This window comes from Streptomyces sp. NBC_00647, assembly GCF_045207245.1.
GTDB lineage: Bacteria > Actinomycetota > Actinomycetes > Streptomycetales > Streptomycetaceae > Streptomyces.
This window is the reverse complement of the sequence record NZ_CP109040.1, coordinates 5,978,214-5,994,086: the sequence shown is the minus strand read 5'-3', so window position 1 is coordinate 5,994,086 and position 15,873 is coordinate 5,978,214. Positions and strand designations below refer to the sequence as shown.

The following is a 15,873-nucleotide window of genomic DNA, read 5'->3' as shown; positions in this document are numbered from 1 at the left end:
GCTTAAAGGCCCCTCAGTCCCATTCCAGGCCGCCGCGCCGCCATACGTACGCGTACGCGACGAAGACGGTGAGCACGAAGAGCAGCATCTCCACGAGCCCGAAAACACCCAGGGCGTCGAAGGTGACGGCCCAGGGGTAGAGGAAGACGATCTCGATGTCGAAGACGATGAAGAGCATCGCCGTCAGGTAGTACTTGATGGGAAAGCGCCCGCCGCCGGCCGGCGTGGGGGTCGGCTCGATGCCGCACTCGTACGCTTCGAGCTTGGCCCGGTTGTACCGCTTCGGACCGATCAGCGTGGCCATGACCACGGAGAAGATCGCAAAGCCTGCCCCGAGGGCTCCCAGTACGAGGATCGGCGCATACGCGTTCACGCTCCTCGCTCCTCTCAGTCGGCACTGACTGGTGGCGGTTCGGCGAGCCTGCACCCCTGCCCCGGTAAGACCACGAACCCCACCGTCCCGGCGAAGATCGCGGACATGTGAAGCAGGTCACAAGCCCAACTGCCTCGCATCTTATGCCCGGCGGTCTGTGATCTGCGACACGGGGTATTGCACAAGCTTTGTGATCTCCACCACCTGACGAACGATCATGAAGTCGGATGAGCAGTGATCTTCACACGCGAAGCGTCAGGTCGATCACCAGACGTGACATTTTCGTTCATCGCCGCAGGCCGGAGGCGACGTCTCAATATCAAGAGACTTCCGCTGCATGCAAATTGGCGCTGGGCGCACCCCCTTGATAGAGGGCCGCGTTCACACTTCGGGGTGACCGCGCGGACGGATGTGGACACGTGCACGCGTTCACGAGCGGGAGCGGCCGGGGTCGACGCGCGGGACGCGACCGCCCGGGAGACCGTTCCGTGACCTGCGCCACATCTACCTATGGGTCAGATAAGCCGGGCTTGGCCATCGGCTTCAACCGGTGGTAGGTGACGGGCAATTCGGACGTAATACTGAAAGGCCATGATCACGGGCTTGGTGGACGGTGTCCGCAATGCCCGTTACGGCGTCAATAAAGAGTGACGCGCGACGAATTCGGCCGCCCATTGAACAACTGTGGCGCACCACACGTTTCTTGAAGGTATGGAGGAGCCCCTGGTACCGCTAGTACCCATGTCCCACACCGCACACATACGAAGCCACCGGAAACCCCGCCGCAACGCCTCGTCGCTCGCGATGCGCGCCGGAGTTGCCGGTGGCGTTCTCAGCACCCTGGCAGTGGCAGGGGCGGCGGGTTCGGCGAACGCAGCCGAGCCCGTGACGCAGACCCTCGAACTGCCCACCCTGACGGCCGACCTGGCCGCCCAGGTCGCGCAGTCCGCGGACGCCACCCAGCAGGCCGCGGCCGACTACGAGCTGCAGGCGGAGCGCGACGCGGCCGCCAGCAAGGCCGCCAAGCAGGCCAAGGCCGACCTGGCCGACGCCAAGAAGAAGGCGGAGGCCAAGAAGAAGGCCGAGGCCGCACGGAAGGCCGCAGCGGCCGAGGCGGTCTCGCGCTCCTCGGCGCGGACCGTCCTGTCCGCCGGCGCCTCGACGTCCACGAACGTCGCCGCCCCGTCCAGCGGCAGCGTCGCGACCGTGGTCGCGTTCCTCAAGGCGCAGGTCGGCGACGCGTATGTCATGGGCGGCACCGGACCCAACGCGTGGGACTGCTCGGGTCTTGTGCAGGCAGCGTTCAAGCAGGTCGGCGTCGACCTGCCGCGCGTCTCCCAGGACCAGTCGACGTCCGGTACGCCGGTTTCGCTGTCCAATCTCCAGGTCGGCGACATCCTGTACTGGGGCTCCGCCGGTTCGGCGTACCACGTCGGTGTGTACATCGGTGACGGTCAGTACCTGGACGCGGCCAACCCGTCCAAGGGTGTCGTGATTCAGGATCTTTCGGGCTACCCGGCGACGGGCGCGGTGCGCGTGCTCTGACCCGCGAGTGTCTTCCGGAGGACCGCTTCCTGTGCGGGGAGCGGTCCTTCGGGCTGTCCCGGCACAGGCGGCGACGGCCTTCGGCAGGGGCCTTCGGCCGGGCGGGCGTCCTGCGCGGGAGATCGACGGACCGCCGCCGGCCGCGGTGACCCGCGCGCACGGAGCGGATGTCCGGGCGGCGCGAGACGACGGCCGGGCGGCGCGAGACGACGGCCGGGCGGCGCGAGCGGGTCGTGGTCCGTCGCGCCGCCGAGGAAGACGGGCTGATCCGCCGCCCGCCCGGGGCGGGCGCTCCGGTCAGGCCTTGGGGGCCACCTTCGAGAGGCCGTTGATGATGCGGTCCATCGCGTCGCCGCCCGTGGGGTCGGTGAGGTTCGCGAGCATCTTCAGCGTGAACTTCATCAGCATCGGGTGGGTCAGACCGCGCTGGGCGGCGATCTTCATGACCTTCGGGTTGCCGATGAGCTTCACGAAGGCGCGGCCGAGCGTGTAGTAGCCGCCGTAGGTGTCCTTGAGGACGCGCGGGTAGCGCTGGAGGGCCAGTTCGCGCTGGCCGGGAGTGGCACGCGCGTGGGCCTGGACGATGACGTCGGCGGCGATCTGGCCGGACTCCATGGCGTAGGCGATGCCCTCGCCGTTGAAGGGGTTCACCAGGCCGCCCGCGTCACCCACCAGCAGCAGGCCCTTGGTGTAGTGCGGTTGACGGTTGAAGGCCATCGGGAGGGCCGCGCCGCGGATCGGGCCGGTCATGTTCTCGGGGGTGTAGCCCCAGTCCTCCGGCATCGAGGCGCACCAGGCTTTCAGGACCTCGCGCCAGTCGAGCTCCTTGAAGGAGTCGGAGGTGTTGAGGACGCCGAGGCCGACGTTCGAGGTGCCGTCGCCCATGCCGAAGATCCAGCCGTAGCCGGGCAGCAGACGGTCCTCCGCGCCCCGGCGGTCCCACAGCTCGAGCCAGGACTCCAGGTAGTCGTCCTCGTGACGCGGCGAGGTGAAGTACGTACGGACGGCGACGCCCATCGGGCGGTCCTCGCGGCGGTGCAGGCCCATCGCCAGGGAGAGACGGGTGGAGTTGCCGTCGGCCGCCACCACCAGGGGGGCGTGGAAGGTCACCTCCCGCTTCTCCTTGGAGTCGGCGTCGCCCAGCTTCGCGCGCACGCCGGTGATGCGGCCGGTGCGGTCGTCGACGATCGGGGCGCCGACGTTGCAGCGCTCGTACAGCCGCGCGCCCGCCTTCTGCGCCTGCCGTGCCAGCTGCTCGTCGAAATCGTCCCGCTTTCGCACGAGTCCGTAGTCGGGGAACGTGGCGAGATCCGGCCAGTCGAGCTGGAGCCGAACGCCGCCGCCGATGATCCGCAGGCCCTTGTTCCGGAGCCAGCCGGCTTCCTCGGAGATGTCGATGCCCATCGACACGAGCTGCTTGGTGGCGCGCGGGGTCAGACCGTCGCCGCAGACCTTCTCGCGCGGGAAGGCCGTCTTCTCCAGGAGCAGGACATCGAGCCCCGCCTTCGCCAGGTAGTACGCGGTGGTGGAACCTGCTGGCCCCGCCCCGACGACGATGACGTCGGCGGTGTTTTCGGAGAGGGGTTGGGGCTCGGTCACGGCGGGGTCTCCCCAAGGCTCGAAATCAACGTGCCGACGGGCACTGGACATGGGCAGTCTATGCAGCGGTACCGATCACCTGGCTGAAGGGCTGCCCCGTGAACCGAGCTCTCCCCGATGTACGACTGCGCGTCCCCACCGACGAGGACGCTCTCGCGTGGCACCGGGTCTTCGACGACCCGGAGGTCATGGAGTTCCACGGGGGCCGCGCGGCCGAGCCGTCGGTGTACGAGGAACTCACGGCGCGCCAGCGGCGGCACGACGCGGAGCACGGGTTCTGCCTGTGGACGATGGTCGGCCCCGAGGACGAGGTACTGGGCTTCACCGGCGCGCAGCCGTGGCCGCACGCGTGGGGGCCGACCGGGCAGATCGAGATCGGCTGGCGGCTGGGACGGGCGCACTGGGGCAAGGGGTACGTCACGGCGGCCGCGCTGACCACCCTGGAGCGGGTCCGCGCTGCGGGTGTCACGGACGTCGTCGCGATGGTCAACGCGGGCAACGCCCGTTCCATCGCGGTCACCCGACGGCTCGGCATGGAGCTCGCGGAGCGGTTCACGCTGCCCTCGTCGCAGCAGGAGGGCCACCGCTACCGGCTGGCCCTCTGAAAGAGTCCGGCAGGCTGCCTCACGGCTTCCGGAAGGGCACGGGCGAGGCTTACCCTTCCGGTACCGCTGGGGGTGACGTCTGTGCGCATAACACCCAAGACACCCGAAGTGCGCGTACCGCGACTCGTCGGCCTGATGGCCGTGGACGCGCGTGAGACGGCAGAGGCGCGCGGTGTGCTGCTCGCCGCGGCCGACCGGCCCGACTTCCATCGGACGGTGGTCGACTACGTCGTACGGCAATTTCCGCAGCCCGGTGCCGAGGTGCCGCGCGGAGCGGTCGTCACCGTGTGGTTCGACCTCGGGGACGCGGAGGGCGGCGCGGGAGTGCGCGAACCCCGGCCGCCGCATCCGCCCTCGGGAGGGCTTCGCCGCGAACTCGACCAGCCCGGCGACCCCTTCGAGGTCCTCAGGTAGCCGGGAGGGCGGGCCCCTGCGGTCAGGCCTGCTTGTAGCCCCGGTGGAGGGCCACGATGCCGCCCGTCAGGTTGCGCCAGGCGACCTTCGACCAGCCGGCCTTCTTCAGCCGCTCGGCCAGTTCCGGCTGGGTCGGCCAGGCGCGGATGGACTCGGCGAGATAGACGTACGCGTCGGGGTTGGAGGAGGCGGCGCGGGCGACCGGGGGCAGCGCGCGCATCAGGTACTCGGTGTAGACCGTGCGGAACGGCGCCCAGGTGGGGTGCGAGAACTCGCAGATCACGACGCGTCCACCCGGCTTCGTCACGCGGTACAGCTCGTTCAGCGCGGTGTCGGTGTCCTGCACGTTGCGCAGCCCGAAGGAGATCGTGACGGCGTCGAAGGTGTCGTCCTTGAAGGGCAGCTTCGTCGCGTCACCGGCCGTCAGCGGCAGCCAGGGGTGGTTGCGCTTGCCGACGCGGAGCATCCCGAGGGAGAAGTCGCAGGGGACGACGTAGGCGCCGGTGCGGGCGAAGGGGAGGGACGACGTCGCGGTACCGGCCGCGAGGTCCAGGATCTTCTGTGCGGGGCGCGCGTCGACCGCCTTCGCGACCTCCTTGCGCCACACCCGGTCCTGGCCGAGCGACAACAGGTCGTTCGTCAGGTCGTACCGTTCCGCCACGTCGTCGAACATCGAGGCGACTTCGTGCGGCTGCTTGTCCAGGGATGCGCGGGTCACGGTTCCATTGTGGCAGTACGGACCCGACGGCTCTCCGGCGCCCGGCCGGGAATCGGTCTCTGTTCCCGGCGCACGGGAAAGCGCCGCAGCCGCCCCGTGAACCACGGGGCGGGTGCGGCGCCGTCCGACGCTCCGGTGTCCGCCGTCGGCCGGGCTCCTGCCGTCGGCCCGACGGGCTCTGTCGCCGGCCGGTACTACCGCACAGGCTCCGGGATCTCGGTGAACAGTGCGGTGATGGTGTGGTTGGCGTCCATCGTGATCGTGTAGTTCGGTGTGGTGTCGGCCTGGGGCACGCCGTCGACCTGCCAGCCGCTGAACTGGAAGCCGGGGCTTGCCTCGGCGGTGACGGTGACCTGCGCACCGGGGTCGTACGGGCCGTACTCGCTCGGCCTGAGGCTGCCTCCGGCGACCGGGCTGGAGGCCATGGTGAGGGAGACCCGGTTGTTGACCAGGGAGGTCCGATAGCCCGCCAGATACTCGGCGGCCCTCGTCGCGTTGGCGGCGTTGTTGTTGTTCTCGTCGCCGAGGGCCTGGCCGTTGAGCAGGTTGGCGGTGTTGGAGTACTGGTTGACGACCGTGCACGCCTGGGTGCAGGCGCTGGAGTAGGCCATGATCGTGTGGTGCCGCTGGTCGGTGGTGACCCAGCCGTAGTTGTCGGTGCCCACGGGAGTCGTGCCGCCCTGGGCCAACACCGTCTTGCGGTCGTGCTTGAGACCGAAGTTGTGGCCGATCTCGTGCGCGAGGTTCTCCCACGCCGTGATGGAGAAGGCGCTGGTGACCGAGAAGGCGTTGTTGCTGGTCGTCGGGCCCGCCGGGGTGGGCAGGTTGGCCTGCCCGGAGCTGTCCTCCGCGGGGATGGCTGCGATGAGGGCCACCAGGTCGGCGCCGAAGGCGGCCCGCTGGGCGGCGGCCGTGGCGCCGAGGGTCAGGTTCGTGGGGCTGCTGATCATGCTCAGCAGGGTTCCGGCGTTCTCACGGGGGACGCCGGTCGCCTGGGTCTGGTAGGTGTTGACGACATGCACGCTGGCCGGCACGTAGCTGGTCGCGAGTGCCCTGTTGAGCTGGTTCACGCCGTAATCGATCCGGCTCTGGACCGCCGCGACCGAACCGAGTTCGGTGACGGTCGCCGGGGTGTAGGCGACGACGATGTCGATGGCCGCGGGATTGTCGGGAGTGGCGATCCTCAGACCCGGCTTGTGCGGCTTGGCCGACCGGGTCGGCGGCGCGGTCACGGTGTCGACGCCCTGTCCGCTGGGGGGCAGTTTCAGGGTGTCGATCTCCTGGAGCAGGTACCGGCCCGGCCGCTTGGCCAGCGGCTTGTACAGATACTGGCGGAAGCCCGCCTCGATCTCACCGGAAAGGGTGACCGGCCCGGCCGCGCACGCCCCGATGACGGACACGGAGATCGTGTTCTCCGGATGCCTCGGGTCGTGGCCGGACCAGAACACCGTGCCGTTCGGTTCCAGGCGTCTGAAGTCCTCGATCGCCGTGAAGCCCTTGCCGTGCTCGAAGAGTGGGAAGGTGCGGCGCTCGGGCACCCCGTCCTTGGGCTTGCGGCACAGGGAATGGAAGTCCTTGGGATGCGCACGCATCACGGCGCTGCGCTTCACCCAGGGCTCGGGCTCGTGCCCGCCGCCACCACCGGCGGCGGCTCCGGCGACGGGTGTGTTCAGGGCCAGTGACAGGGCCGCGGTGAGGGCGGTCGCCGCGGTGGAGGCGGCGAGCAGGGAACGACGCATGAGGTACGTCAGCCTCTCTGTGGGGGTTTTGTCCTCATGTTCCGTAACCAAGATCGCGCCCGGCACGTTGTACGCGTCCTCGCACGGCCAACTGGGACGGCTTTCACTCGGATACCGGTCCGGCCGCGTCCAGTCGGCCCCTCTCCCGACGAGGACGTCGAAGCCCGCGTCAAGGGCCGCCCGCCATCGTCACCCTCGGCTGTCCGACGGTCCGGGGCTCATCCCCGGGCCGCATGCCCGGTGAGCCCGCTACCGCGCCCGAGCGGGTGCGGCCACCGCCCTCGGGCGCGGGCCCGAGTGCGGCTACCGCCCTCAGGTGCGGGCCCGCGGTCTGCCCCGGAGGTGTCCGCCGCGGTCGTCACGGGTCGTCACGGCAGCAGCCTCGGCTTCTTCCGCGCGGCCACGTCCTCGACCCAGCCGAACAGCGGGATCGCGATCCAGATCAGCACCCAGCCGATGCCGAACATGAACCACTGGCTCTCCAGCGGCAGCCATTTCTCGAAGGCGGGGACGTTCCAGAACTGGTCGATCAGCGGGACGGCCAGGATCAGCGCGATCTCGTGCCAGAGGTAGATCGTCACCGCCCGTCCGTTGAAGATCGTCACGATGCGGTCGAGCCGCTTGAAACGGGCCAGCCAGGCGAAGTCGACGTCGTAGTACGCCTTGAAGTACATCAGCAGCGTCACGAAGCCCGCCGACCAGAAGGTCTGCGCGAGGGGGATCTCGTCGAGGTCGTAGGTGCCGAACTCCGTCTGGTGCGCGAGGGCGTACCAGCCGCCGTACGCGAGGGCGGCGAGCGATGCGAGAACCACGGCACCCGGCTTCAGCCGCTGGAGCACGCCCTCGCGGTGGGCGAAGCCGACGAGCCAGCAGAAGAGGTAGGTGGCGAGGTCCGTGAGAGCGCTGCCGAAGCGGTCGTACGGCGGCTGCCGGCCGTACTCGAAGACCACGATCGGGACGAGGGAGAGGAGCAGGACCGGAATCGGGGCCTTGCGGAAGATCTTCAGGAGCAAGGGAGAGAGCAGCACGAACCAGAGGTACGTCCGCAGGTACCAGAGGATCTCCCAGGCCTGGACGCCCCACTGGTTGCCCGGCGGGTCGCCGACCGGGACGATCCAGAACACGATCTGCCAGCCCGGCATCCAGCCGTGGATCATCATCGCCACGACGACGAAGAGGCCCCAGAACCAGAACGGCGGCAGCAGGCGCCGCATCCGGCTTCGGACCACCTTGAACGCGGGCCGTTCCAAGGACTTGGCCATCAGCGTTCCGGCGAGCGCGAACATCACGCCCATCGACGGGAAGACCAGGCCGGCCCAGGCCCAGCCGAAGGTGTGGTAGCCGACGACACGGACCAGGGCGACGGCGCGGAGCGCGTCGAAGTAGCGGTCGCGGCCCCCCGCTCTCGCCTTCGGTTCCGGCTCGGTGGGCTCCTCCGGAGGGGAGACGGGAGCCGCGGGGGCGGCCGAGGGCTCGTCGTGAGCCGGGGCCGGAGAAGGAGACGGCCGGGGCGGGGAGGGGTCGGGCGGCACCGGGGCCTGCGGAGTCGTCGTCGAGACCGCTCCCGGTTCCTCGGAGACGTACGGCCACCGCGCCTCGTACGGCACGGACTGCCCGTACGACACGGACTGCCCGTACGGCTGCGGCTGCGGCTGCGGCTGCGGCTGCGGCTGCGGCTGGGTGTACCCGGCGTCGTATACCTGGCCGTACGCCTCGTCGTACCCCTGGCCGTACGTGCCGTCGTACGGCCCTTCGTACGACCCGCCGTGCTGTTGCGGATACCCCTGCCCGTACCGCTGAGTTGGCGCCTGCTGCCCGTAAGCCTGGCCGTACCCGTGGCCCCCTTGCCCGTACCCCTGCCCCTGCCCTTGCGGTCCTTGCTGCCCTTGCTGATCCGCGCCCCAGCTCATCTAGCTCACCCCTGCCGGGGTTCCGACCTCGCCCGTGCGCTTGAGCTTCTGCCAGCGGAGGCGGCCGCCGGTCAGGGCCGTGACGCAGGAGTGGATCAGAACCAGGTACATCATCTGGCGGTACGCGAGTTGCTGAAGCGGCAGCATCGCGAGGTAGCGGTACTTCTCCCGGTCGAGCCGGAACGCGTAGGCCGCGCAGACGAGTTGGACCGCGAGGACGGCCAGCCAGGCGAGGAGCGCGGCCTGGAAGTCCACGAAGATCATCGAATAGACGGTGAACACGTCGATGAGCGGCGCGAAGACCGGTGTGACGATCTGGAAGAGGACCACCAGCGGCATGCCCACGCGGCCGAAGCGGCCCGAAGGCCCCTTGTCGGTCAGGGACTTGCGGTGCTTCCACAGCGCCTGCATGGTGCCGTACGACCAGCGGTAGCGCTGCGACCACAGCTGCTTGAGGGAACCGGGCGCCTCCGTCCAGGCCCTGGCGTGCTCCTGGTAGACGACCCGCCACCCCGCGCGGTGCATGGCGATGGTGATGTCGGTGTCCTCGGCGAGCGTGTCCTCGCTCATGCCACCGACCTCCAGTACCGCGTCCCGGCGGAACGCGCCGATCGCGCCGGGGATGGTGGGCATGCACCGCAGCAGGTCGTACATGCGGCGGTCGAGGTTGAAGCCCATCACGTACTCGATGTGCTGCCAGGCGCCGATCATGGTGTTGCGGTTGCCGACCTTGGCGTTGCCCGCGACGGCCCCGATCTCCGGGTCGGCGAAGGGCTGCACCAGCTGGTGCACGGCGTCCGGCTCGAAGACGGTGTCGCCGTCCATCATCACGACGATGTCGTACCGCGCGTTGCGGACACCGTTGTTGAGCGCGGCCGGCTTGCCCGCGTTCTCCTGCCGGATGACGCGGACGTTGGGCATGCCGAGCGACTCGGCGATCTCGGACGTGTCGTCCTCGGAACCGTCGTCGACCACGATGATCTCGATCGGATGCGTGCTCTTCGCCAGCGACCTCAGGGTGTTGGCGATGCATTCCTTCTCGTTGTACACGGGCACGATCACGGTCACCGGCCGGGTGACCGTCGGCCCCCAGCTGAACTTCCCGCCCCGGCCGCGCCTGCGGTTGCGCTGCCTGTAGTGGCGGCGGGCGAGAATCAGCATCATCCCGAACCGGCCCATGACGGCGACGCCGACGACCACGAGGAACCAGGACAGCGCCGGGACGACCCATTCGGCGACCGCCACGGCGTAGACGAGCGCCTTGCCCTCGTAGAGGGTCGCGCCGGTGGCCTTCCGCTGCGCGGCCTGCGCGGCCTGCGCGGCCGCGCTCGCGGACGTACCGGCCGAACCGGGCGCCGCCTGCTGCCCGTTCGTCTGCCCACCGCTCGCCTGCCGGCCGGGGGGCAGGTTCGACCCGCCGGCCCCTCCGGTGCCGCGAGCCTGGGCCGCGGCCTGGTTCAGCTTGGCCTGGGCACCGCTGACCGTGGTGAAGGTGTAGCCCTTCGCCTTCATCTTCTTGATGTAGACGCCGAGCGCCTCGACCGTCTGCGAGCGGTCACCGCCCGCGTCGTGCATGAGGACGATGGCGCCCTCGTTCTTCTTCGGCGTCGCCCACTTGACGATCTTCGAGACGCCGGGCTTCTTCCAGTCGTCGCTGTCGGTGTCGACGAAGACGCTGGTGTAGCCGAGGCTGCCGAGCTCCTTGTAGACGGGCCAGCTGTAGTTGTCGACGGCGTTGATCTCCGAGGAGTACGGGGCGCGGAACAGCGTGGTGGTGACGCCGGCCGCCCCCGCGAGAGCCAACTGCGTCTGCTTCAGCTCACGTTGGAGGCGCGTGGTGCTCTGGTAGGAGAGGTCGACGTGGGTGAAGGTATGGATGCCCACCTCGTTGCCCTGGTCCACCAGGGTCTTCACCACGTCCGGATAGCGGGAGACCATCGAGCCGACCATGAAGAAGGTGGCCTCGACGTCGTTCTTCTCGAGGACCTCGAGGACTTCGGGCGTCCAGCTCGCGGTCGGCCCGTCGTCGAAGGTCAGCACGATGGTCTTCTTCGGCACGGACTGTGTCTTCGCGGTGCCGTTGTCGAAGGTCAGGATGGGCCCGCCGTCGAGGATCCTCTCGGGGACCTTGTCGTAGGCCGCGCCGTCGCGGACCCGCGCGTCGTTGCCGATCTCGGAGCGCAGATAGCCGTCGAGCAGCATCACGCTGATGAGCGCCAGCAGGAGCAGCAGGGCGAGGATGACACGTGGTTTCTGCAGCGCCGCGGCCTTGCCGGCCGCCCGCTCCATCTTGGAGGGGGCGCGCCGACGGCCGCGCGCGGGCGTCGTCGTAGTCATGAGGGTGAGTGCGTCCCCGTCAGTTGGCGCCGGTGGAGGCGGACGCCCCGGCGGTTGTCGTGGGAGCGGAGGAGGGCGCGGACCCGCTCGGCGGACCCGAGGGCGGAGTGCCCGTCGGTGCGCCGCTGGGGGCGATGCCGCCCGGCTGTATCCCGTTGCCCCCGCCGGGTGCGGAACCGGCCTGGCCGGCGTCGAAGGGGAGGAGCGAGGACGGGGTCAGCGAGGTGCCCCAGCCCATGAAGGCCATGCCGAGCACGACGGCGTAGCCGAGGCAGACGACGCCGACGAGCGTGCCGATTCTGCGCAGCATGCGGGCGCGGCGCCCAGAGTTGTCAACGAACACGGGGCCGTCCACGGCCCCGCTGCCGCGTTTGCGGCGGCGGCCACGCACCTGGGCATGGTTTTCGATGGCGGACTCGGATTGCATTCCCCAGACATTAGGACGCCTTTATGTGTCAGAAACTCTTCTTTCCGTGTGAGCGGCCCATGAGAGATGCCTCAACCTGTATTTTCTCTATGAGATTCAAGGAGCATCCGCGCAGCTCAAGCCCGATAGATTTGGAAGATATGCACCATTTCGAAGTCCAGTTCACCCCCTTTGCCGGTACTCTCCCTCGCGACTCCCATGCATGATCTGCATTCGGTATTCCGGTCCGGATGTGACACATTTCCAGCCGGGGAACGACCATTTGTTTCCGACCTGAGACAGAAATCACGAGAGCGGGTGCGTGCGCAATGAGGAGTTTCCTGAAGCCGGCCGCAGGGGTCGTCTGCCTGGTGGCCCTGGCCTGTGCGGGGTGCTCCTCGGGCGGCGACGACACCTCGGACGGGGCGTCCGCGCCGCCCGGACGGTCGGCCACGGCGCCGTCACCGAGCCCGAGCGCGACGGAGTCGTCGGCCACCTCGTACGCCCCGTACGTGAGCGCGACGACAGCCTCCGCCACCGACTCGGCGGGGTCGCCGACCGCCTACAACCTGGCCTTCGTGATCTCCGACGGCAACGACTGCACGCCGAAGTGGAACGGGACGTACGCCATCGGTGACACGGCCGTGAAGTCCCGGATCTCGGCGCTCAAGAAGTCCGGCGCGAGCGTGCGGGTGTCGTTCGGCGGCGCGTCCGGCAAGGAGTTGGCGTCGACGTGCGACAGCGCGAGCGAGCTCGCGGCGGCCTACGGCGCGGCACTGGACGCGGCGGGCTCCACCCGGGCGGACTTCGACGTGGAGGGCGACCAGTTGACCGACTCCGACTCGGTCGCGCTGCGCTCCGAGGCGATCGCGCTGCTCCAGAAGGAGCGCAGCGATCTGACGGTGTCCTTCACCCTGCCCGTCATGCCCGCCGGCCTCGACGACGACGGCCTGGCGCTCCTGGAGTCCGCCAACGACCATTCCGTGAAGGTCTCCACGGTCAACATCATGACCATGAACTACGGCAGTTCGTACGCCGACGACATGGGCGACTACGCGATCACCTCCGCCGAGGCGGCCCACGACCAGCTGAAGGAGGTGTTCGGGCTGTCGGACGCGAACGCCTGGCAGGGGCTCGCGCTCACCTCGATGATCGGCGTCAACGACGTCGACAACGAGACGTTCGGCCTCTCGGACGCGGCGCAGGTACGGGAGTTCGCCGAGAAGAAGGAGGTGGCCTGGGTGTCGATGTGGTCGACGTTCCGGGACCAGCAGTGCGGGGACGGCGACAACACCGACGACGCGGCGACCGACTGCAGCGGCGTGAAGCAGAGTGCGGGGGCGTTCGCGAAGGCGTTCGCGGGCTGAGCCGGCGACACGTGCCGTGATCAGCGGCTCCGGTACACCAGCCGACCGCCGATCACGGTCGCCACGCAGGTCCCCGCACCACGCTGCACCAGTTCGGCGCGGTCCGCGACGTCGAACACGGCGAACCGCGCGGGACCGCCCGCCACGAGCCCCGGCAGCATGATCAGCGGGGTCGGGGACAGCGCCGGTGGACCCACGAGCGGGTCCGGCCGCCGGCCCACCGCGAGACCGGCCCTGCGCACCGCGTCGACCACGGCTCGCGACCGCAACTCCCCGGCCACCGCCACCGTGCCGTGCGCCAGCAACCGCTGGATCCCGCGCCGCGCGCTCGCGCCGACGCGTGCGGGATCGGCGCGGAAGATCCGCTTGGCCCGCTCCCCGCCGATGGGTTCGGTACCGAAGCCCTCGGCCTCGCGCGGGTCCGGGTGGTACATGCCTTCCAGGAGCTCCGGGCCGTACGGGTTGAGCAGCCCCGGCGTCAGGATGCCGGGCCAGCGCCGCACCTTCGCGTCCGGACGGTCGGCGGCCAGTTCCTCGTACGGGCCGACGGCGGCGACGGCTGCCCCGTCGACCAGGACCGCGGTCCCGGTCGACTGCTCGGCTACGTGAAGTGTCAGCACGGCGCGGCTAGTTGGAGGCCAGCAGCTTCAGCTCGGGGTGCGCTGTGCCGCCCTCGATCGCCGTCGAGGAGATGTGGGACATGACGCGCTCGTCGACCGGGTCGTTCGCCGGGTCGTCGTGGACGACGATGTGCTCGTACGTCGTGGTCCGCTGGGCCGGGACACGGTCCGCCTTGCGGATCAGGTCGATGATCTCCATGCGGTTGGAGCGGTGCTTGGCACCGGCCGAGGAGACGACGTTCTCCTCCAGCATGATCGAGCCGAGGTCGTCGGCGCCGTAGTGCAGGGACAGCTGGCCGACCTCCTTGCCGGTGGTCAGCCAGGAGCCCTGGATGTGGGCGACGTTGTCGAGGAACAGGCGGGCGATCGCGATGATCCGCAGGTACTCGAAGAGCGTCGCCTGCGTGCGGCCCTTCAGGTGGTTGTTCTCGGGCTGGTAGGTGTACGGGATGAAGGCGCGGAAGCCACCCGTCCGGTCCTGTACGTCACGGATCATCCGCAGGTGCTCGATGCGCTCGGCGTTGGTCTCGCCGGTACCCATGAGCATGGTGGACGTCGACTCGACGCCCAGCCCGTGCGCGATCTCCATGATCTCCAGCCACCGCTCGCCGGACTCCTTGAGCGGGGCGATCGCCTTGCGCGGCCGGGCGGGAAGCAACTCGGCACCGGCGCCCGCGAACGAGTCGAGACCGGCCGCGTGGATGCGCTGGATGGCCTCCTCGACGCTCACCTTGGAGATCCGGGCCATGTGCTCGACCTCGGACGCGCCGAGGGAGTGGATGACCAGCTCGGGGTACGCGCCCTTGATCGCGGCGAAGTGCTTCTCGTAGTACTCGACGCCGTAGTCCGGGTGGTGTCCGCCCTGGAACATGATCTGCGTCCCGCCGAGTTCGACGGTCTCCGCGCAGCGGCGCAGGATGTCGTCGAGGTCGCGCGTCCAGCCCTTGGCGGTGTCCTTGGGGGCGGCGTAGAAGGCACAGAACTTGCACGCCGTGACGCACACGTTCGTGTAGTTGATGTTGCGTTCGATGATGTACGTCGCGATGTGCTCGGTACCCGCGTACCTGCGGCGGCGTACGGCGTCCGCGGCGGCGCCGAGCGCGTGCAGCGGGGCGTCGCGGTAGAGGACGAGGGCCTCTTCCGGGGTGATCCGCCCACCCTCGGCGGCACGGTCGAGGACGGCTGTGACATCAAAAGACGTGAGGTCGGCCTTCTCGGTCACCGGGAGCGTCCCTTTCGTAAGGGTTATGGACAGACCTGACCACCCTACGCCAGCGCCCCGCGCCGACCGACGTCAGCCCGCGCAAGTGCCCCGCGCCGACCTACGTCAGCCGCGCAAGCTCGTCGCGCCGACCGACGTCAGGCCGCGTAGGCCCCGATCAGGAGCCCCACGTATGCCCCCGCGATCAGGAACGGGCCGAACGGGATCGACGTCTTGCGCCCCGCGCGCCGCACGATCACCAGGACCATCCCGTACAGCGCGCCGAACAGGAAACCCGCGAAGGTCCCCAGGAACACCACGCTCCACCCGTACCAGCCGAGCACCGCCCCGAGGCCGAGCGCCAGCTTCACATCGCCGAAGCCCATGCCGTTCGGGTTGATGAGGAAGAGCACGAAGTACGCGCCTCCGAGCGCGAGCGCCCCGAACAGCGCCGTCAGCCACTCCCCCGCGTGCTCGGGCAGGGCGGCGGCCACCCCGAGCAGCGCGAGCGCCGCCGCCGCGAGCGGCAGGGTCAGCGCGTCCGGCAGCCGCTGCACCCGGAAGTCGACCACGGCGAGCAGGACGCCGAGCGGCACGAGCAGCAGCCAGGCGCCCAGTTCCGGACGCGTACCGGTCGCCAGGGCCAGCCCGGCGCAGGCCAGTGCGGTGGCCGGCGGGACGAGGAGGGCGCCGGGGCCGTACCAGGAACCGCCCGGTGACCTGGCGAGCCCGAGCCACCCGCGCGCGACGCCGGCGATCGGCTGCCCGTCGGGACAGCGGTCACGCCACGGCTCGTCCGGCTCGACGGCGAGGCGGTACGCGGGCCGGGGCACCAGCAGCCCCGCCGCCGCGCCCCAGAGCGCGGCGGCGACGACGAGCCAGAGGTCGAGATCCACGCGTTCCCCCAGGAAGAGTCCGTTACGACGGCCACGGCGATGCCCGCCTCAGCCTCGGCCGTTCGGCCCCCGCTCCAGCCCCGGCCGTTTCGCCCCGGCCCCACCCCGTCAGCCCCGGCGCGGGGCGATCGCGCCGCCGGGGC

The 15,873-nt window shown here is 69.7% G+C and carries 14 protein-coding genes; 4 read left to right on the top strand and 10 right to left on the bottom strand.

The features are described from left to right. Positions 1-13: 13 nt before the first annotated feature. A complete protein-coding gene (locus tag OG788_RS26390; RefSeq protein WP_007383963.1) occupies positions 14-373 on the bottom strand; it encodes an NADH-quinone oxidoreductase subunit A in 360 nt (119 codons plus the stop codon). A 711-nt stretch (positions 374-1,084) separates the two neighbouring features. Here OG788_RS26390 and OG788_RS26385 point away from each other — a divergent pair. After that, positions 1,085-1,918, top strand: coding sequence for a C40 family peptidase (locus tag OG788_RS26385; protein ID WP_351550056.1), 834 nt, complete (start codon positions 1,085-1,087; stop codon positions 1,916-1,918). Between the two features lie 297 nt (positions 1,919-2,215). Here the strand turns inward: OG788_RS26385 and OG788_RS26380 are convergent, their stop codons facing one another. Beyond that, on the bottom strand, positions 2,216-3,517 hold the full coding sequence (locus OG788_RS26380; protein WP_351550054.1) for a geranylgeranyl reductase family protein: 1,302 nt from the start codon (positions 3,515-3,517) through the stop codon (positions 2,216-2,218). 98 nt (positions 3,518-3,615) lie between these two features. Between OG788_RS26380 and OG788_RS26375 the strand changes: the two genes are divergently transcribed. Together OG788_RS26375 and OG788_RS26370 are read left to right on the top strand one after the other, a co-directional pair. After that, positions 3,616-4,122: a GNAT family N-acetyltransferase gene (locus OG788_RS26375; protein ID WP_356753456.1), complete on the top strand. Its 507-nt coding sequence runs from the start codon at positions 3,616-3,618 to the stop codon at positions 4,120-4,122. Between the two features lie 81 nt (positions 4,123-4,203). Next, positions 4,204-4,536, top strand: a complete 333-nt coding sequence (locus OG788_RS26370; RefSeq protein ID WP_351550048.1) for a PASTA domain-containing protein — start codon at positions 4,204-4,206, stop codon at positions 4,534-4,536. Between the two features lie 22 nt (positions 4,537-4,558). On the opposite strand, the gene OG788_RS26365 is transcribed toward OG788_RS26370, so the two are convergent. The 5 genes from OG788_RS26365 to OG788_RS26345 form a co-directional block, all read right to left on the bottom strand. After that, positions 4,559-5,254 (bottom strand): demethylmenaquinone methyltransferase, encoded by a 696-nt coding sequence (locus OG788_RS26365; RefSeq protein WP_406373884.1) that lies wholly within the window; start codon positions 5,252-5,254, stop codon positions 4,559-4,561. Between the two features lie 194 nt (positions 5,255-5,448). After that, on the bottom strand, positions 5,449-6,993 hold the full coding sequence (locus OG788_RS26360) for a reprolysin-like metallopeptidase (protein WP_406373882.1): 1,545 nt from the start codon (positions 6,991-6,993) through the stop codon (positions 5,449-5,451). Between the two features lie 368 nt (positions 6,994-7,361). Continuing rightward, entirely contained in the window at positions 7,362-8,903 is a 1,542-nt protein-coding gene (locus tag OG788_RS26355) for an acyltransferase (protein WP_406373880.1), read from the bottom strand. Continuing rightward, the gene (locus tag OG788_RS26350; RefSeq protein ID WP_406373878.1) at positions 8,904-11,240 is read right to left on the bottom strand and encodes a bifunctional polysaccharide deacetylase/glycosyltransferase family 2 protein; all 2,337 of its coding nucleotides are present in this window, start codon (positions 11,238-11,240) and stop codon (positions 8,904-8,906) included. It lies immediately after the preceding gene. A gap of 19 nt (positions 11,241-11,259) precedes the next feature. Continuing rightward, on the bottom strand, positions 11,260-11,667 hold the full coding sequence (locus tag OG788_RS26345; RefSeq protein WP_351550033.1) for a hypothetical protein: 408 nt from the start codon (positions 11,665-11,667) through the stop codon (positions 11,260-11,262). A gap of 308 nt (positions 11,668-11,975) precedes the next feature. Here OG788_RS26345 and OG788_RS26340 point away from each other — a divergent pair, with 308 nt between their 5' ends. Next, positions 11,976-13,013, top strand: a complete 1,038-nt coding sequence (locus OG788_RS26340) for a chitinase (protein ID WP_406373876.1) — start codon at positions 11,976-11,978, stop codon at positions 13,011-13,013. Positions 13,014-13,033: 20 nt separating this feature from the next. Here the strand turns inward: OG788_RS26340 and OG788_RS26335 are convergent, their stop codons facing one another. The 3 genes from OG788_RS26335 to OG788_RS26325 all read right to left on the bottom strand — a co-directional run bounded on the left by OG788_RS26335 (position 13,034) and on the right by OG788_RS26325 (position 15,730). Beyond that, positions 13,034-13,633, bottom strand: coding sequence for a hypothetical protein (locus OG788_RS26335; protein ID WP_351550027.1), 600 nt, complete (start codon positions 13,631-13,633; stop codon positions 13,034-13,036). 7 nt (positions 13,634-13,640) lie between these two features. Beyond that, positions 13,641-14,855: a cyclic dehypoxanthinyl futalosine synthase gene (gene mqnC, locus OG788_RS26330; protein ID WP_406373873.1), complete on the bottom strand. Its 1,215-nt coding sequence runs from the start codon at positions 14,853-14,855 to the stop codon at positions 13,641-13,643. A gap of 137 nt (positions 14,856-14,992) precedes the next feature. Further along, positions 14,993-15,730 (bottom strand): prepilin peptidase, encoded by a 738-nt coding sequence (locus OG788_RS26325; RefSeq protein ID WP_406373871.1) that lies wholly within the window; start codon positions 15,728-15,730, stop codon positions 14,993-14,995. Positions 15,731-15,873: the final 143 nt, after the last annotated feature.